At 56.0% G+C, this 18,171-nt stretch carries 13 protein-coding genes and 1 tRNA gene; 4 read left to right on the plus strand and 10 right to left on the minus strand.

Annotated features, from left to right (window positions below; translation table 11 throughout):
- Positions 1–169, plus strand: a 169-nt coding sequence (locus DDT56_RS20320; RefSeq protein WP_168197656.1) for an integrase core domain-containing protein, incomplete at its 5' end; no start/stop codon positions are given.
- Positions 170–1,335: 1,166 nt separating this feature from the next.
- Here DDT56_RS20320 and DDT56_RS20325 read toward each other — a convergent pair.
- Both DDT56_RS20325 and DDT56_RS20330 read right to left on the minus strand, forming a co-directional pair.
- Entirely contained in the window at positions 1,336–1,842 is a 507-nt protein-coding gene (locus DDT56_RS20325; RefSeq protein ID WP_136168215.1) for a hypothetical protein, read from the minus strand.
- Between the two features lies 1 nt (position 1,843).
- On the minus strand, positions 1,844–2,986 hold the full coding sequence (locus tag DDT56_RS20330) for a hypothetical protein (RefSeq protein ID WP_136168216.1): 1,143 nt from the start codon (positions 2,984–2,986) through the stop codon (positions 1,844–1,846).
- A 1,072-nt stretch (positions 2,987–4,058) separates the two neighbouring features.
- On the opposite strand from DDT56_RS20330, the gene DDT56_RS20335 reads away from it, so the two are divergent.
- Positions 4,059–4,922 (plus strand): phage integrase N-terminal domain-containing protein, encoded by an 864-nt coding sequence (locus DDT56_RS20335; protein WP_136168217.1) that lies wholly within the window; start codon positions 4,059–4,061, stop codon positions 4,920–4,922.
- A gap of 168 nt (positions 4,923–5,090) precedes the next feature.
- Here the strand turns inward: DDT56_RS20335 and DDT56_RS20340 are convergent, their stop codons facing one another.
- Entirely contained in the window at positions 5,091–5,336 is a 246-nt protein-coding gene (locus DDT56_RS20340) for a helix-turn-helix domain-containing protein (protein ID WP_136168256.1), read from the minus strand.
- Positions 5,337–5,441: 105 nt separating this feature from the next.
- On the opposite strand from DDT56_RS20340, the gene DDT56_RS20345 reads away from it, so the two are divergent.
- Positions 5,442–5,705: a helix-turn-helix domain-containing protein gene (locus DDT56_RS20345; protein WP_048637299.1), complete on the plus strand. Its 264-nt coding sequence runs from the start codon at positions 5,442–5,444 to the stop codon at positions 5,703–5,705.
- A gap of 102 nt (positions 5,706–5,807) precedes the next feature.
- On the plus strand, positions 5,808–6,077 hold the full coding sequence (locus tag DDT56_RS20350) for a helix-turn-helix domain-containing protein (RefSeq protein ID WP_136157889.1): 270 nt from the start codon (positions 5,808–5,810) through the stop codon (positions 6,075–6,077).
- Between the two features lie 5 nt (positions 6,078–6,082).
- Here the strand turns inward: DDT56_RS20350 and DDT56_RS20355 are convergent, their stop codons facing one another.
- From DDT56_RS20355 to DDT56_RS20385, 7 genes are all read right to left on the minus strand, one after another.
- Positions 6,083–7,447 (minus strand): tyrosine-type recombinase/integrase, encoded by a 1,365-nt coding sequence (locus DDT56_RS20355; protein WP_136168218.1) that lies wholly within the window; start codon positions 7,445–7,447, stop codon positions 6,083–6,085.
- Between the two features lie 228 nt (positions 7,448–7,675).
- Positions 7,676–7,751, minus strand: a tRNA-Gly gene (locus DDT56_RS20360).
- Between the two features lie 246 nt (positions 7,752–7,997).
- Positions 7,998–12,740, minus strand: a complete 4,743-nt coding sequence (locus DDT56_RS20365; RefSeq protein ID WP_136168219.1) for an ATP-dependent helicase — start codon at positions 12,738–12,740, stop codon at positions 7,998–8,000.
- A gap of 240 nt (positions 12,741–12,980) precedes the next feature.
- On the minus strand, positions 12,981–13,601 hold the full coding sequence (locus tag DDT56_RS20370) for a fimbrial protein (protein WP_246856833.1): 621 nt from the start codon (positions 13,599–13,601) through the stop codon (positions 12,981–12,983).
- A 13-nt stretch (positions 13,602–13,614) separates the two neighbouring features.
- The gene (locus DDT56_RS20375; RefSeq protein ID WP_136168220.1) at positions 13,615–14,661 is read right to left on the minus strand and encodes a fimbrial protein; all 1,047 of its coding nucleotides are present in this window, start codon (positions 14,659–14,661) and stop codon (positions 13,615–13,617) included.
- On the minus strand, positions 14,658–17,291 hold the full coding sequence (locus DDT56_RS20380; protein ID WP_136168221.1) for a fimbrial biogenesis usher protein: 2,634 nt from the start codon (positions 17,289–17,291) through the stop codon (positions 14,658–14,660). Before DDT56_RS20380 ends, DDT56_RS20375 begins: the two co-directional genes overlap by 4 nt.
- Before the next feature lie 102 nt (positions 17,292–17,393).
- Positions 17,394–18,110 (minus strand): fimbria/pilus periplasmic chaperone, encoded by a 717-nt coding sequence (locus tag DDT56_RS20385; RefSeq protein WP_136168222.1) that lies wholly within the window; start codon positions 18,108–18,110, stop codon positions 17,394–17,396.
- Positions 18,111–18,171: the final 61 nt, after the last annotated feature.

The following is an 18,171-nucleotide window of genomic DNA, read 5'->3' on the forward strand; positions in this document are numbered from 1 at the left end:
GAAGACGATAAAACGGGACTACATCAGCATCATGCCGAAACCGGACAGCGAGGCAGCGGTGATGAATCTGGCGGTGGCGTTCAGTCATTATAACGAACATCATCCGCATAATGCACTGGGATATCGCTCACCACGGGAATATATACGCAGGAAGTTATCGCAACCGTAAGAGAGCAAAAACGTCTGGATATATAGGGTCAAATCCACAGAGCTGAAACCCGCGTCCCTACGTAAAATTCGACTCTGGCTAACCAGTCGATCGATTTCAGATTTTGCATAGCCTACCGCACTTCAGTTTTCGGCCAGAATTTTCACACAGCCTGTGCTAAGAGCGGACATAGAAACACCACGTTGCTTCAATGAATTGAGTTCTGTTCACCGAAGTGAGACTAACAAAAGAAGCGTTCCTTAAATGTAGTAGTTTATATGCTTTGTAAGTAATTTATTTACTCAATATGTTGAAAATAAAATGAATATTTGATAGTGGATTTAACTGGCTGAAACCATTTTACGTGACCCCATTTAGCACCCGACAGTAAAGCACGCATTGTGTATTTGTCTCTATCTGCCATTCTTATCCCAAAAGAGATAGAGTCTACCACTTCAGGTTCAAATTTTCTCGTCCCGGTATTCATTATTACTAGTCGGTGTTCTCTTTCATATTTCCAACTTGAGTAGTTAGTACAATAATTGAGAATAAAATATCACCTGCAATACTATTTAAATCATTCAACCTTGGGAACTATTCAAAATAATAAATATATTTAACAATATCTTCAAAGGAATAATCAGCTTGATAAGTAGCATCAATAGGATAAATATTTTAACCTTTAGGCCTAATTTTGTATTATTTGAATCCGATGCAAATACATTTATGCTCATCAGCATAATGGGTCCACATGAGTGTATTTTTACGAGATTTGCTGAATGCACATATTCCAACTGAGCTTAGTAGATCTGCAAGAAAACTCTCGTATTTTTTTCGTAAACTTAGCGGTAATAGATAATGAGCACACACATCATCTAATACTTCATCGAATGATGATTGTGCCTCGAATGGGTCATTCAAAGTTGCAGCAAATGCAAACCATAGTTCTTGGTGAATAAATAATCCTAGGCTACTTTTATCAAATTTATGATATTTGAAAAGCATCATGTTTTGGAATGAATTTTCCATTCTTACATCAATCTATTTAACTTTTTAAACTGATCTATTATGTCAGAGCATAGTGACCAAGATGTCTATTATCTCACCAGTCTAGCACAAAAAAGGATGTATGATAACCGGCATCACCTAACTAGTGCCTTTCACTAAGGCACTAGCTGTAATATAAATTACAGTTTTTCCTCCAACTCTTTTTCATTAATAACGGAATATAATCTATTGATAAAAGAAACATTCCTACGTATAAGTTCTGTTACGCAATACAGCTGTACGTATAGTATTCCTGCCACATAAGAAACCCCTAATCCCTTTATAACATCTTTGTTATGGTAATATAGGTCAGAGCCTCTTAAAATTGCATTGAAAGTATAAAATAGAATGACAAGGACTAAAACAAAAGCTGAAAGAATGATGATGAATATCATGCCTTCGATTCTTTTCGCTTCGTTTTTACTTGCCAAAAAATCGACTTTCTCTGATTTCATCAATCCTGCAATGGCATTGGGGTACAAATAGGCTAACCAAATACCCGCAATAGCAAAAATCATCGCTGATGTATTTTGCAATACACTAAGCAAATCAGTTAAATATGAGTACGTTACATTTTCGGAAAGGCAGTAACCTCCACTGACCAATATGGCAAAAATGATAACACTGATAATAAACTTTATTATCACATCATCCTCCTAAGGCAACTCCGTCACTATTTTCCGACGGCATCACCTGAATAATATCTGTTTGATTACTATCTAAACCACTAACTAATTCTTTGCGTTTAGAGTTTATTAAATCAGCAAGTTTTTCAGCAGAAATATGAACATTGTCGCTTGCAGAATATGTTGCATTCAAGTAATCGCGCATAACATATTCATCAAGCCATTTGGTTTGACTATTTTTACCGCCTTGTTTGAAACCAATGTTATTCCATGACGAACCGGAAGCATAATCTTCTTCATAAAAATCAAAGAGTTCATCAATCTGCCTTTCCGTTGGCCTTTCTTCAATAATCAGTTCAATCTGACGCTCTTTGTGAGTTTTAGGGACTTCATCACGCAAAACAGGAAATTTATCAAATGCCCTAACCCACCAAGCTCTTTTGTCTGAAACCTTTGCTCCAATAGTATCTCTTATAACAATGTGAGTGATCGAATCTCTTATTTTTTTAATATTTACTCTTCCTGCCTTTTTCATATATTGCTTTGCATCAAAAAGAAATCTTACTCTGGATTCACCATCATCACTATCAAAAGTTACTGTACTGAATTTTATTTCCTTACCACCAGGATTTGGTCTACATACTTCAGCAATTTTTCTACCAGGGTAAGGCATTCTGAAGTTAGCGTAATCTCTAATATAACGGCCAAAAAGATATGTATCTGAATTAGAATGTGGAAATCTAACTGCAGCAAATTTATTCAGCTCACAGATATACCAGTAATAGCAAGGCTTCCCCCAAATATACTTAACACCATCGGTCATATCATCTGACAGCATTATTATATCATTAGATGAGGAGTTAACCTTTGAGTCAGGCGCTACTCCCTGTAGATTGCCGTTGCCATCTAATTCAGATTTCCATAAAACGAAAAAATAGTCGCCAGTGTTTTCATCTTTATGAACACCGCGACAATATACTTTTTTTCGAAGCCTAGAGTCATCAACTAAAGGTAAAGTTTCTTCAAAAGAAATCGAGCAAACCCAATTTGTTAAGCAATCTAAAATCTTAACAATATCTGCGCTTTCCTGAATTTCATCCTTAAGGTTATAAAATCCTGCTTTTGTGACATCAAAAAACGTTAAGCGCCCTGCTTCTTCAGCCATGATAACTTCCCATAACATGTATAAAATAGAAGCATTTTATACGGAGTGAGCAAAAGTGCTTACTGGTAATTTGAACAGCTAAAAAAACTGTAAATTTACACAGTACCACAACAAAGAGATTCATAATAGTCAGAAGTTCAAAGGATTAACACATGCTGGAATGAACTACCACTGGTCCAACAGACACTATGCAATTATCTTTGGAATGAGCCTGCCTAGTTGACGTGTTGGACTTGATCCGTCGTGTCATTGCTCCCTATGTCTATGAACGACCGCTGTTCGCTCTTAGCCGACTGCCAGATTTAGCCGCACCTTACTACTGTTATGTCTATCTGAGAAAGCATCCTGCTCAAAGCCCGATTCACACCAAATGATTACTGTTCTTTCTCCACCCTCGACGTTAGCAGATAACACTGTCCCCGCCCCTGCATTTAGCGTTTATTCGATCTGCGCCAACATCAAGCCGTCACTGCCGCCGCAGTGACGGCTTGATGCAACTCCGCAATAATATGGGCTGGTGCAACACCCTATTCATTGCTGCCTGCGTGACGATGCTCCGGCATACTGCCCCTGCAACAATCTTCGGGCGGGTCTGAACACCGAAAACATGGCGCAGCGTATATGCTGCGCTGGCCGTACCCATCCGGCCATCCCAAAGGCATTGGCTCCTGCGAGTGTCTGTCCGATCAGGATGGAGCCATCCAGACGCTTCCGGCTCATTCTCAGCGTCGCCCCTTAATCGGGTTGAGCCTTTTTTCTCTCAGGGTATTACTGGCCCAATTTAATCAATGTCTCTTATCCGTAGCGGGCCGCAGGCTCGCATTTTCTTTTCATCCATCTGCAACAAAGGAGGTTTTATCACGTTTTTCAGGCAATACCCTCCGCCCGGCTTTCCAGCAGGAAACAAGGCGGATGCCTCAATCTGAGGCAACAGACGTTCTGAGCGTCTGGCCCCTGCCCTTCGGGGATCTTGTCGCAGTGAATGCGGCGAGTTGGCAATTACACTAACCCGATTTCCTCTCAGAACAAGCGAATTAACTGTAGCAAAAAGACCGACAAAGAGGAGGCTGATTTGGATGACCTGACATGGACGCTGAACCAGCTTTGCCGACGAAACCGGGACGGCAGCCATACCACGCAGGCAGACAGAAAACGGTCTCTGACGCTGATTGCCCGCCAGTTGCGCGAATCCGGTTTCCGCCAGATGCGCGCTACTTCGCTTAAAGGTAAGCATATCACTGCCCTGCTAACGCGCTGGCAATCGGAAGATTTGTCCGCCGGCACACTAAAGAACCGGCTGGCGCATCTGCGCTGGTGGGCGGAGAAGATTGGCAAACCGGGCCTGCTGCCCGCCGACAACGACCAGTTGGGCATTCCCAAACGTCGCTATGTCACCAATCAGAATAAAGCCCAAACGCTGAACGATCGGCTCGACCGTATCCGCGACCCGCAGGTAAAAATGAGCTTGCGTTTGCAGGCTGCCTTTGGGCTACGCCGCAAAGAGTGCCTGCTGTTCCAGCCCCGATATGCTGACCGGGGCGACCATATCGCATTGAAAGGCACATGGACCAAAGGCGGCAAAGCACGTACCGTCCCCATCACCATGCCGGAACAACGGGCCGTGCTGGATGAAGCCCACGCGCTGGCGGGAGCCGGTTCGCTAATCCCGGCGCAGAAAACCTATATCCAGCAGCGGCATCTGTATGACGGTCAGTGCAAAAACGCCGGACTCAGCGGTATGCACGGTTTACGCCATCGTTACGCCCAGATGCGCTATGAAATCCTGACCGGTTGGCTGGCCCCCGCCGCCGGTGGCCCCGGCTATAACTACCTGACGCAGGAACAACAAACCATCGACCATGAAACGCGGCAAATCATTAGTCGGGAGCTGGGGCATGAAAGATTACAGATCGTGTCGCTCTATCTTGGACGATAAAAAGGGTTTTCGGGATCAAAAAGGCAGGAAATGGCCGAAGGGAATAGATATTAAGGGGCAACGGACCTGCCAGAAAAAGGGAAAAGGCACTCTGCCCTATTTCACGGTATCCCAGACGCGGCTGCCAGCAGACAACATCATAAACAGCCATCAAGCCCCTTCAGGTTTTCAATCCTGCTCCCCTTCCCCACCCTGACCACGGCTGATGCCCTGATAGCGGGAAGGCCAGATCTCTTCCGGCTGTCTATTCAACGCTTCGGCAATCAAGCGCTCGCCTTTCGGCCAGTGTCGCGTCAGCGCATTTGCCAATGTTGATGACGCTAATCCCGCCTCTCTGGAGATCGCCGCCAGCGTTGTGCCACGTTTTCTCAAACCAGCGATAATATCCGCCGGATGCCAGTCATTAACGTTCATTACCCTCTCCCCCATGATTTTATCCGCCATGTTCAGCATCTCTAAACAACTACGATGTTAAGTAATGCTAAACACTAAGTCAATAGCTTATCTAGGGTGTTGATCATGCTTCCCGGACGTCTTAAATCCGCACGGTTAAACGCGCATCTTACTCAGGAAAAACTGGGTACGCTGGCAGGTATTGAAGAGGAAACCGCGCGGTCACGCGTCTCGCAGTATGAAAATGGGATACATCGCCCGACATTCGAAATGATGTGCGCCTTTGCGAAGGTGCTACATGTGCCGGAGGGTTATTTCTACACCCTTGATGATAAATTTGCGGCCATGCTGCTCGACCTTTATCGCCAATATAAAGCGCATTCCCTCTGACCTTTCTCTTATCTCAAGCCGACTCTGTTCAGGGACTCTAAGCAACTCACCTGTAAAGCAATGCTAAACATGACATCAATATTGATTATTGATGGTGTCACTATGTTACCTGCTCGCCTTAAAGCTGCCCGCCTGCGTGCCCAAATGACGCAGGAAAAATTGGGGGTACTCGCTGGGATTGAAGAAGCCACCGCACGGTCGCGTGTCTCCCAGTATGAAAGCGGCACACATCGCCCAACATTTGAAACGATGTGCGCCTTTGCCCGCGTTCTTAACGTCCCTGAAAGCTATTTTTATACCCTTGACGACGACTTTGCAGACATCATCCTGAAACTATATGACGGTGAAGTCGTTCAGTGGAAAAAGGGATAACCTGCTCATTGCAAAATAAACTCACGTAAAAACGGTATGCCATCACCGGGCAGCATCCGACCGTCTGCCATGGCTTTCAGCGTGTTTTCAAGTACGCTGATTTTTGCAACGCCATAATTAACCTCACCGGCTCCGTTCGCCGCCCAGCGATCCAGACTATCCGCCCACTCCTGCATCATGCGCCGCCGCTGTTCCACATACTGCGCATGATTGTAGGCCGCGCTGACTTTGTTGGGGTCGGCGTGGGAAAGCTGCGCCTCAATCCACATTTTGGGATAGCCGATTTCGTTGAGCGCCGTCGAGATGGTGGCGCGAATACCGTGGCCGGTTAGTTGTTCCGCATACCCCATACGGCGCAGCGCGCCATTAAGCGTATTTTCACTGATACGTTTCTTTAAATCGCTACGATGGGTCAGCAGATATTTTTGAGCCGGTTTCATCTGCGCCAGCAGATGATGCACAATGTCGAGCGCCTGAGCGGGTAACGGCACAACGTATGGCGGAATAGCCTGAGCACGCTTGCCGTGCCTGCGCATAGCGTTCTGCAACTGCTTTATATTCTCCGGCGGAATGATCCATAGCTCACGCTTCAGATCGAACTGATCCGGCGTTGCCAGCCGCAGTTCTCCGGTGCGAACCCCGGTCAATAGCAACAACCGGATGCCAAGCTGCGTTTGCATATCGCCTGCGTAGTTGCTCAGCTTCCGGAGTAATGACGGCAGCTCGTGGATAGCGAGATAGGGATTATGCCTGACTGGTGGCTTAGGGGCCGCCACCACGTCCAAATCCGACGCCGGGTTAGTTTCCAGCCCTTCGATTTTCACCAGCGCAAAGCGAAACAGCTGGTTAAACCACGTACGCACCTTTTCCGCGATGGTCAGCGCCTTGCGCCGTTCAATACGGGCAGTCACCTCCAGCAGGTCAGAGCGACGGATCTCAAGGATCGAACGCTCGCCCAGAATGGGCAGCACATCTTTAGAAAAAATACGCTGGATTTGCGACAGGGTACTTTGCCGCCCTTCTCTGAGTTCGAGTCTGCGATGGTCAAGCCAAAGGGAATAGACGGCTTTAAAGCTGTGTCCGGCGGCCAGACGCGCGGCCTGCCGCTTTTGTTTGCGAACAGTGCAGGGGTTGATGCCTTTAGCCAACAGCTCGCGAGCTTCATCACGCAATGCGCGCGCTTTGCGTAAGCCGATTGCAGGATAACGGCCCAGAGAGAGGCGCTTCTGTTTACCCAGCCAGTAATAGCGGAAATGCCATGACTTACCGCCCACCGGCGAAACAACCAGACCGAGGCCATCGCAATCAGGAAGATGAAAGGTTTTACCGTTGGCTTCGGACTGCCGGATAATCAGATCGGAAAGTGCCATGTTGATAGCTCCCAAGTTGAGACTCAGGCTCTATGCTTGTCATTGCCTTTATTTGATCCCAGCAACAATCCGCAACGCGTTGCCACCCTGTTTTTTTGGCCTCAATTCTGGCCTTAAAAAGGCTGGCCGTGGGTGGTTTTCAATGGATTGCTTTGGAAACAAAAAAAGAGCTTTTCGCTCTTTTTTCATAGACCTACAGACATCGGTGGACATCTATAGAAAAGAAATTGGAGCGGGAAACGAGACTCGAACTCGCGACCCCGACCTTGGCAAGGTCGTGCTCTACCAACTGAGCTATTCCCGCATATGGTGGGTATTCCAAACAGCTTATTAGCTCGAAGCTTTATTTGATAACCGATTGATTAAACAGACTTTAATGCAAACCGACGTTTGGAATGGGCGCATTATGAACCGGTTCTCCGAGCATGGCAAGCCCTTTCTCATTCGTCGCCGTCTGATTGGTTATAACAACGCCAACTGGCTGCAAATCGACGAGCTATCATCCGCATCTCGCCACATCCGGCTGACGACTGGGCGGGTATCCTCCGCCTCAGCCATACCACGCGTACCCTTTGGGCACGCGCGAGAAACCGGCCGCGGATAGCGCGTTGGCGACCGGACTGGCGCCCGCCGGCTGGCCGTCGACGTTCTCCAGCGTGAACACCCGCGATTTCTCACGCTTAAGCGCGGCCGCCAGCGCACGCGCGCCGGCGGCGAACCACTCGACGTCCTCCGCCGCGTTTTTCTCGCCATAGGTCAGCAGTTGGCGGCCACTTTGCGCCAGATAGAACGCCAGCTTACCGTCACAGATCACTACGATGGCGCCGCCGCGCCGGGCTGGGCGAATGCCTGAAGGGTGAGGCGGCCAGGACATCAGCCAACCGAAGGGATTGGCCGGATCGCTGGCCGACATCGCCACCGGTACGCCAGCCGGAGACTGCGCCAATTCCCGCAGACGTTCGATGCCGCCCTGCTCGGCGAACTGCGCGGCGCCCAATCCGCTGACGAATCGTCCGCGCAGCACGCGGCCCGTCTCTTCCATTCTGCGCAGCAGCGGCTGAAGCGCCGCAAAGCCCCCCGGCACCTGCTCCGCCATCGCCACGCCGCGGCTGAGCACCCCGTAGCGATCGAACAGATTCTCGACCCAGGTCAGCATTCTGAGCGTGGGATTGACCGGCTCGCCGGCCAGCAGCGACCAGCGTCCGCTCAGGGCCGCTTCGCCGGCACGGGAACGCCCCGCCGCGGATGTGGCCGGTTCCCACACCGGCTCCCAGCCGACCACCTGGCGCCGATGGCGCTGGGGACGGGTCGGGCGGCGCGCACGAGCCGGAGGTCGTGCGCCGCTCAACGCACGCAGCGGCGTCCAGCTGTCGCTGGTGACCCGCCCTTGCCAGACGAGCGCCCACAGGGCTTCCGTCGTCTCCTCCGGCGTGACCTGCGTCGAAACGCGCCGCCCGTCGACGAGCGACAGGCGCGCCTGGGCGAGCGGCGCCAACTGGCGGATAAAATAGGCGCCGCCATCGGCAAGCACCTCGAGAATGGCCCGTTGCAACGCCGAGAGCGTCGACGCGGCGTTTTCCTCCTCCGGCAGCGGCAGCGTTTCGCCCGCCAGTTCGCGCAGATGCAGGGAGACCAGCCCGTCGCTCTGCGCGCCGTGGCCGGCCCAGAGCACCTCGCCGGCGGCGATCAGCTCATCCAGCATGGCCGGCCGATAGTCACGCACGCGGGCGGGGAAAATCTGGCTTTCCCATAGAGCAACCGGCAACGCCAGCCCCGCCAGTTGTTCAACCACGCGCGCGACGCTGTCAGCCCCTTCAAACGCGCCCTGCGCCGCGGGCCGCTCCTGGGCCGACGTCGGCGCGGCGGCATCGGCGAACAGGCCCTGGCGCTCCAGCACCAGCCGCACGAAGGTTTCGCGCGACACCGGCCGGGTCGCCGCGCGCGCCGCCTGTAGCCCGCGCGCCCGCAAGCGACGAAATACCTCTTCCCATACCCACTGGCGTCTGGCGCCGCTGTCGACGTCGTTTTCCTCCTCGCCGTCGGCGACGTTGCAGGGTAAAAGCCGACCCCGGTCGCGCAGACGCGCCAGTTGCTCGTTGACCACGGCGACACCCAGACCGAAGCGCGCCGCCGCCTGCGCCGCGGTAAAAGGAGCATGGGTGCGGGCATAGCGGGCGATCAGGTCGCGTAAAGGCGCGTCGACCGCTTGCAGGAAAACGGCGGGAATGCCCGGCGGCAGCGTGACCCCCAGCCCGTCGCGCAGACGGGCGGCATCTTCGATGCCGGCCCAACGCGCTTCCCCCGCCAGACGCAGCGGAATAATCCGCTGGCTCGCCGTCAGCTGTTCCAGGTAGGCCTGCGCCGCGCCGGGATCGTCGTCGGCCAGGCGCGCCGTAATTTCCGCCAGCGACAGGGGGCCGAGCTCACGCAGCAGATCGACCACGCCTTCCGCGCCCTTCGCCTGGCGATCCGCCGTGGTGCGCTGTAATTCCTGTTCCACCTGCGCCGCTACCTGCGGATCGAGCAATTCGCTCAGTTCGCCCTGCCCCAGCAGTTCGCCGAGCAGACCGCTGTCCAGCGACAGCACCGACGCCCGGCGTTCGGCCAGTGGCGCATCGCCCTGATAGATAAATTCCGCCACGTAGCCGAACAGTAAATTGGCCGCGAACGGCGAAGGGATCTCGGTGGCGACCTCCAGCATCCGCACCGCGCCGTCGTACAGGCGCTGATGCAGCGCCTGTAGCGCGTCCAGATCGTAAACGTCCTGCAAACACTCTCTGGCGGTTTCGAGCAATAGCGGAAAATCGTCATGCTCGCGGGCGATCTCCAGCAGTTGACCGGCGCGCAGGCGCTGCTGCCACAGCGGCGAACGCTTGCCGGGACGGCGTCGCGGCAGCAACAGCGCGCGCGCCGCGCATTCGCGGAAACGGGCGGCGAACAGCGCCGAGTGCCCTACCGCATCGGCGACGATCCGCCGCAGCGTTTGCGGATCAAAGGCAAACATCTCCGCGCCGGGAACCCGCCCGACGCCGTCCGGTATGCGAATAATGATGCCGTCGTCGCTGGCGACGACGGCGGGATCGAACTTCAGGCGCTGGCGAATACGCGCGGCGATCGCCAGCGCCCAGGGCGCATGCACGCGCTGACCATAAGGGGAATGCAGCATCAGTCGCCAGTCGCCGCTCTCATCGCGGCAGCGCTCAATCACCAGCGTGCGGTCGGTGGGCAGCGCCCCGGTGGACTCGCGTTGTTCCGCCACCAGTTCAAGCAGATTATTGACCGCGTTGTCATCCAACCCCGCGGCGGCAAGGCGCGCCGCCAGCGGGCCGTCTTCGCTCGTCAGGCGTCGTTTGCCGCCCGTCGCCGTCTCCACCTCGCGCAGAAAAGCGCCGATGGATTCCCCCAGTTCGGACGGGCGACCCAGGCCATCACCGCGCCAGAACGGCAGTCGGGCGGAACGCCCCGGCGCCGGGATCACCACCACCTGGTCGTGGGTGATCTGCTGGATGCGCCAGGAGGTGGCGCCTAGGGTGATCACGTCGTTCACCCGCGACTCGTAGACCATCTCCTCGTCGAGTTCGCCGACCCGCCGCGCGCCGCTCTGCTCCTCGCCTTCCGGCAGCATCACGCTGAACATGCCGCGATCGGGGATGGTGCCGCCGCTGATGACCGCCAACTGCTGCGCGCCGGGACGGGCGGTGAGCAGGCCGCTGGCGCGGTCCCAGATCAGGCGCGGACGGAATTCGCCGAACGCCTCCGAGGGATAACGCCCGGCCAGCATGTCGAGGGTGGCGTCGAAGGCGCTGCGCGGCAGAGCGCGAAACGGATCCGCGCGCCGCACCCGCGCATACCACTCTTCAATATTGAGCGGCTCCACGGCCACCGCGGCGACGGTGTGCTGCGCCAGCACATCGAGCGGATTGCGCGGCGGCGCCAGCGCCTCCAGACGACCGGCCAGCATACGCTCCACCGTCACCGCGGCGTCGATCAAATCGCGCCGGGTGCGCGGATAAATCACGCCTCTCGAGACGCCGCCCACCTGATGACCGGCGCGTCCGACCCGTTGCAGCGCGCTCGCCACCGAAGGCGGCGCGCCGACCTGGATCACCCGGTCCACCAGCCCCATGTCGATGCCGAGTTCAAGGCTGGAGGTGGCGACCACGCAGCGCAATTCGCCGGACTTGAGCGCGGTTTCAATCTCCGCCCGCTGCTCCTTCGACACCGAGCCATGATGAGAGCGGGCGAGAATCGGCGGCTCGCCGGCGGCGCGTTTCCCGGTGCCGCCAGAAGAGGAGACGTAATAGGCGGCCGGCTCTTCCGGGAGCGGCGCGGCGGCGCAGCGCTCGGCGTAGCGTTCATTCAGGCGCGCGGTCAGCTTCTCCGCCAGCCCGCGGGAATTGGCGAAGACAATGGTGGAGCGGCAGGAAAGAATCTGCTCCAGGATGCTGGCCTCCACGTGCGGCCAAATCGACCCCGCGCGCCCGGTCGTTTCCGCTGCCGAATTCGCCGCGCCGCGCGCCGGGATATCGGTCATATCCTCTACCGGCACCGCGATCTTCACCTCAAGCGTGCGGCTCGTCGGCGGATTGACCACCGTCACCGGCAGCGCGCCGCCAAGAAAAGCGGCCACGCGCTCCACCGGGCGCACCGTCGCCGACAAACCGATACGCTGCGCCGGCGCGGACAGCAAGGCGTCCAAGCGCTCCAGGCTCAGCGCCAAATGCGCGCCGCGTTTGCCGCCGGCCACCGCATGAATCTCGTCGATAATCACCGTGGTCACGCCGCGCAGGGTCTCCCGCGCTTTCGACGTCAACATCAGATACAGCGATTCAGGGGTGGTGATGAGAATATCCGGCGGGCGCCGCAGCAGACCGGCGCGTTCGGCGGCGGGCGTGTCGCCGGTGCGCATACCCACCGTCAGTTCCACCTGCGGGTCGCCTCGCCGCTGACGGGCAGCGCCGACGCCCTCCAGGGGCGCGCGCAGATTACGCCGCACATCGGCGCCCAGCGCCTTGATCGGTGAAATGTAGACCACCCGGGTGGCGGTATGACGCGCGCGCTCGGCATTATCCTCACGCTCCTGAAACAGCCGATCGATGGCGTGCAAAAAGGCGGCCAGCGTCTTGCCGGACCCGGTGGGCGCGATCACCAGCGTACTGTCGCCGGCGCCAATCGCCGCCCAGGCGGCCTGCTGCACCGGCGTCGCCGCGGCGAACGCCGACGCGAACCACGATTGAGTGGCTGGCTGAAACCGGCTGAGGGAGGACGAGGAACGACGTTCAGGCGTCGACATCAATAGCGCTCGCCATCAGGACGATGGACGGCCAATACGTGCCCAGGCGACGGGAAAGCGATGATTTTCATGGCGAGGCGCTCCTTTCAAAGGACAGCCAACCACGCCGGCCGACTTACCCTTAAGCGGCTGGCAGGAAACGGTTGGCGCAGGCAAACAATGAATAAAAGTTTAGCACCATTGCCGCCATCACCTGTTTTCCCCCCTATTCTGAAAGCCGCCGCCGGGCGCGATGCGGATTTACTGATAGTTCAGCGTAAAGGTCACATCCCCGTTGGCCGTACCGGGAGTCACGTTATTTTTCGTCGCCACGTATTGTCCGTAGAACACCAGCTGCGCGCTGCCGGCGCTGGCGGTCAGCGGATAGACCGTGCTGCCCTGCCCGATGGGAATACGTTGGTAATCTTTATCGAGAATCGCGATCCCCAGGTTGGCGGCGGTGCTGTCGCTGCTCAGCGCCAGCAGCGTGCCGTCGTCGCCGTCGATATTGCCGTTGAATACGGTTTCTACCCCGGACGTCGCCGGACCGCAGCTTTCAAGATTGATGACGAATCTGACCGGCGGCGCGCTGCGGTTGCCGGCGGTGAACTGCTTCGACGCCCTGGTGCCCATATCGACGGTTTGCTCCTGAGATCCCACGCTGACGGAACACCCGTTTGCCACCAGCGTCGCGGTAAGCTGGATATTGGACATTCCCAAATCGGCGTGGGCGAATGGCGCGCAGCACAGGATCGCGCTAGCCAGCAGCCCGCGCGCCAGAGCGGCGCCGTTCCCCACCGTCTCCGCTCTTCGCTTTCCCTCCGCGCCCATCTGCCTGGCGCGGGCGCCCGTATGACGTTTCGCTCTATAAGGCCCTATCATCCCTTTCTCCTCCTCAGGCAAAATCGACTCGCAAATAAGCCAGCGCGGTCACAACGCCCTCCGCCGGCTTATTCCCGGTCACGCTCACCGGATAGGCCGTGATGGTCACATTGGCGCTGTAGGCGTCATCCAGGCTAAAGGGCAGCACGCTGGAGAGATCGTTCGGCGTCAGCGGGCTGCTGCCGCTATCGGTAATCACAAAGCCGACGTCGGGATTATCGGACACGATGATATTGCCGGAGGTATTATCCGCCTGGACGCGCATAGTCAGACTGGCCTGAGCGTCAATCCCGTTACAGGCAATGCCTATCGTCCGGCTTACCGGATTGACGCCGTCGGGTCTGGCGCCGGCCGTTTTGAACGACCCGGTGGAAATAGAGCCAAAATCGATGGCGATGACCTGCCCCGAGTTGAGCGTACAGCTTTGCGGCACCGTCATCGACCCGCTCATATATCCGACCACCAGCGGCGAGCCGGTTCCCTGCCCGGTTCCCCCCTGGTTGCCGTATAGATAGAAAACCGGCGTCAGCGGGATGGTGGTCACGCCGACGAACTTACGCTTGATACGAAAATTCACCCGCACCCGGCTGCCCGTCGTCGCCTGTCCGCCGCATCTGCCGTTGCAATTGTTCGACAGGTCGACAAAGGGAACATTGTTATAGGTACTGCCGCCCGACGCGTTATACACGTACATCTGCGAGGCGATCTGCAGGTAATCATTGCCGGTAATATCATACCAGTTCATGCCGCTCTCCGAAGAGGCCAGGCTGAGCGACGGGCCGGGCTGGGCGGTGTAATAGACCGTATCCTTGGTATTGCATCCCCCGCTAATGGTATACGAACCGCTGTCCCTTTTTTCATTCCATCCGGTGGTATAACCGACGGTGTTTTGCTGTGAAGCGAACTGAAAAACAAAATCATAGGTCACGGGCGAGCCGGCGGCGGTATTGCACTGCGTCGCGAAAACAGAGTGCGGGCAAAGAAGCAGCAATAGCGCCGGGCATAGCCACCGCGGTTTTCCACCCAACGCGCTGATTAACATTTTCACTTTATTTATCATAAACATTCCGCCTTAGCATAAGTCATCGGCTTGTTTTCACTCCCTGCCGGCAGGGCATAATTGATGGCGCACTGTTGCTGCGCAGAGGCCCCCCACGCCACCAGCAGCACGCCCTTGGGCGACAGTCCGGAGAGGAAAACCTGGCCGTTATCGCCCACAATCGCCGTGCCGTTACTGTCGGCTCGACGCACTTCGGCGCCGAACGGCACGGGTTTACCGCCGCGTTGCCGTAGCGTGATCAAGGCACGAACCCCGACGCGCGCATCGAAGTTGGCGCGCACCAGCGCCCCGCGCGTCGGCACGACGTTCACTACCGCGTCGTCGACCTCCGTATGGTTGTTCAGCGTGTTGACATCCAACGCGATGCGATTGCGCCGGTAGCTGGTGGCATAAGGCACCACCGCGTATCCGCGCCAGTCGGTGCTGACGCCGGTGACGTCCTCCAGTTTTACGCCGCTGGCGCCGGGCGCGCTGACCAGCACGTTGGTATCGCTCAACGGCTGGCTCAGGGTGACGCCATTGGCATGCGCCACTACGCCGCCGCTCACGCCGTAATGTACCTGCCGGAACCCCTTGCTGTAGTTGTAGCCGACGTTGCTGTTGCCGTACTCGCCCTGATAATTGAGGCTGGCATTGCCGCTATAGCCGATCCCCTGGCTGCCGTAACCCTGCTGCACGCCGTAGCCTAAATTGTTGTCGTCCAGCAGCGTGCCGCTGACGCCGGCCTGCTGGATATTGCGTCCGTGGGTGTCGGTATTGGCGTTATAGGTCAGGTAGGATGAATTGGATGAACGGGTTATATCGGTTTTGCGGCCGCCGCCGCTAAGCCATTGGCCTAACGGCAACGAGAGATTAAACGCCACGAGGCGATCCGCCTCTACGCCCAGGTTCTTGTTATAGCTGTAGGTCAGACTATAGCTGATGCCGTCCCAGGAGCCGCTGTAGCCCGCCTGCCACAAATCGGCGGTCTTGTCCGTGTGCCAGTAATCCTGTCGGCTGCCGGTGAAAAAGAGCGTTCCGTTGTCCCCAAGGTGCTGGGTGATATTCACCTGGACCTTACCCTTTTTAGTATGGTTGAGGTCGTAATAGTCCTGGTAAACCGGCCGGACGCTTACCGTATCGATGCTATAGCCGCTCATCCGCTTATAGCTGGTTTCATCCAGGGTATAGAAACCCTGCGTGGAGTAGCGGTAGCCCAGTAGCTGAAAGTTGGTGCCTAAGGCGTTTAACGACCTGGCATACAAAAAGCGCAGCGACTGGCCCTGATGATCGCTGCCATCCGCCAGCGTACTGTAGGCTTGGGTGACGTCGGCCGAAAACGCGCCCCATTCCCCCAAGTTTTTACCGGCGCCAAGAGCCATGGACTGATAGTCATCCGCCAGCTGCGACCCGCCATACAGCGTGACGCCGGCGGGCAGCCCCCAGATCAACGTGCCCTGACCAAATTCGGGTTTATCCTGCTGGCTGTAGTTGCTGCGGTACTGACCCGCGGTCAACGCATACTTGACGCGCCCCTCGCGCTGTAGCACCGGTACCGCCGAATAGGGGATGGTGAAACTATTGGTGCTGTTATCGCTTTCGGTTACCGTCACCACCAGGTCGCCGCTTGAGGTGGTAGGGTAAAGATCGTCGATGGTAAAAGCGCCCGGCGGGACATAGGTTTGATAAATCACATAGCCGTTTTGCCGCACGGTGACGCGGGCATTACTTCTCGCCACGCCGCGGAGGGTGGGCGCGAATCCCCGCAGGCTGTCCGGCAGCATATTATCGTCGGAGGCCAACCGTACGCCGCGAAAACCGAGGCTATCAAACACCTCGCTCGACGTGCTGCTGTCGCCCAGCGTCAGCTCGCTTTTTAGCGGAACAATCGTGCGTTGCAGATAGGTATTAACGTGCTGCCAGTCGTGGGTACGGCGCCCCTGGTAACTGTAGTAGTTCCAGGTGGAGTAGTCGCGCAGCCGCCAGCCGCGCCAGTTAAGCCCGCTGTTCAGATTGAGAAAATAGTTGTTGCTGCTGTCGTCTCCGGAGGTGTTGCTGCCGGTGAAATCGTAATTCAACAGCGCGGCGTTGATGCCGTCGTCCCACTGCTCCGGCGGGATATAGCCGCGTGCGCTGTTGTTGAGCGACGCCTGGGGAAGCGTAACATTCAAGCGCTGTAGTTCGAAATCAAAGGTCGTGTGCGCATCCGGAATGAGGCGCGTCAGCGCCACGCACTGATCCGCCGGTTCGTTGGCGATGGTCGGAAACGCCTTGATATTGACATTGAACGCCTCCAGTTGGGGACGGGTAATGCAGGGATCGAGCCCCGAATCATCCTCCTGCGCCGCGTCGGCGGATACCGGCTGGCGCGCGTTAAATTTGATATCGCGCGTCGCCACATATTCGCCGTCAAGATAAATATCGACGTGATAGACGCCGGGCGGCTGCCCTTTCCCTTGCTCAAAGCGGGACAGGTCCGCTACCGCGGCGGGGTCGTTGGACAAGAACGCCGGGTTAAAAAACAGTTCGGCATAAGCGCTGGCCGCAGGTAATGCCACACATAATGCGATAGCCCGGCATAACGGCGACCGGCGCCATCTCGCCGTTACGCGTTGATGTCTGGGGCTGCGCTTGCAATAAAATGGCCGCATACGAAAAGCTCCTGAAGAAGTGACGGAACGTACCGCGTAACGCGGCGGACGTTTCCTTTATTCCATGCCCGGTTCGGGCCTCACCGGCGCCACCGTCCGCAACTACTGCATATTGCCGGTAGTCCGGGGGGTATTGGCGCCATAGTCGTTGACTGACTGGAAAGTCACCTCGCCACGGGCATCCGCGGACAGTGCGACGGAGGCGTTTCCTTTTGGCGGCACCATGGTGTTGGGAAGTTTTCGTGTGCCTATATTGAAGTTAACCAGCGTGACGAAATAGGGCGTCGGGTTGGTGATGGCGAGGGAATCAGCCTGACGGTGGAAACGCAGTTGAGCCGGCGCATCGCTCGGACTCTGCGCCAGACCTTCAGGCCGGACGAATAGTTTGATGCGCGACTGAACGGCCAGTTGCAGCACGTTTTTATTCTGAATGGCGTTGCGGTCGACGGACGGAATCGCTTTTACGTTCATCCAGTATACCGACTCCCGGTCGGTCGGCAGTTCTCCCCCCACGTACATGATACGCAGCGTGTTTTCGCCCGAGGGTTTGGCGACGAACAACGGCGGCGTAACGACGAAGTCCGCGCTCTTTTTTTCGCTATTGTCCTCAACCCAGGACTGGATAAGAAAAGGGGTTTTATTATCGGTATTGATGATTGCCAGCGAGCTCTGAGCCGCACCAGCGGGATAGATAACCCTTGTCGCGCCTAATTCCACGCCGCCGGCTTTGGCCGCCAGCGACAGCGTCGCCAGAGAAAGAAACGCCGCGCCAGTCAGAGCGAGGCGGAAAAAAGTTGTATTAAACACGCAAAACCTCATAGATGAAAAATAACTGATTGACGGCCATACGATGAATTCGTTCGGGCTATGCCAGGTCCGC

This window comes from Brenneria corticis (assembly GCF_003115855.1).
Lineage (GTDB): Bacteria > Pseudomonadota > Gammaproteobacteria > Enterobacterales > Enterobacteriaceae > Brenneria > Brenneria corticis.

What these genes read in the sequence shown, in the direction of transcription:
- DDT56_RS20385 (WP_136168222.1), bottom strand. Translation starts at nt 18,110, where the DNA reads ATGAGGTTTTGCGTGTTTAATACAACTTTTTTCCGCCTCGCTCTGACT.
- DDT56_RS20345 (WP_048637299.1), top strand. Translation starts at nt 5,442, where the DNA reads ATGCTTCCCGGACGTCTTAAATCCGCACGGTTAAACGCGCATCTTACT.
- DDT56_RS20375 (WP_136168220.1), bottom strand. Translation starts at nt 14,661, where the DNA reads ATGATAAATAAAGTGAAAATGTTAATCAGCGCGTTGGGTGGAAAACCG.
- DDT56_RS20370 (WP_246856833.1), bottom strand. Translation starts at nt 13,601, where the DNA reads ATGATAGGGCCTTATAGAGCGAAACGTCATACGGGCGCCCGCGCCAGG.
- DDT56_RS20330 (WP_136168216.1), bottom strand. Translation starts at nt 2,986, where the DNA reads ATGGCTGAAGAAGCAGGGCGCTTAACGTTTTTTGATGTCACAAAAGCA.
- DDT56_RS20380 (WP_136168221.1), bottom strand. Translation starts at nt 17,291, where the DNA reads ATGCGGCCATTTTATTGCAAGCGCAGCCCCAGACATCAACGCGTAACG.
- DDT56_RS20340 (WP_136168256.1), bottom strand. Translation starts at nt 5,336, where the DNA reads ATGAACGTTAATGACTGGCATCCGGCGGATATTATCGCTGGTTTGAGA.
- DDT56_RS20350 (WP_136157889.1), top strand. Translation starts at nt 5,808, where the DNA reads ATGTTACCTGCTCGCCTTAAAGCTGCCCGCCTGCGTGCCCAAATGACG.
- DDT56_RS20365 (WP_136168219.1), bottom strand. Translation starts at nt 12,740, where the DNA reads ATGTCGACGCCTGAACGTCGTTCCTCGTCCTCCCTCAGCCGGTTTCAG.
- DDT56_RS20355 (WP_136168218.1), bottom strand. Translation starts at nt 7,447, where the DNA reads ATGGCACTTTCCGATCTGATTATCCGGCAGTCCGAAGCCAACGGTAAA.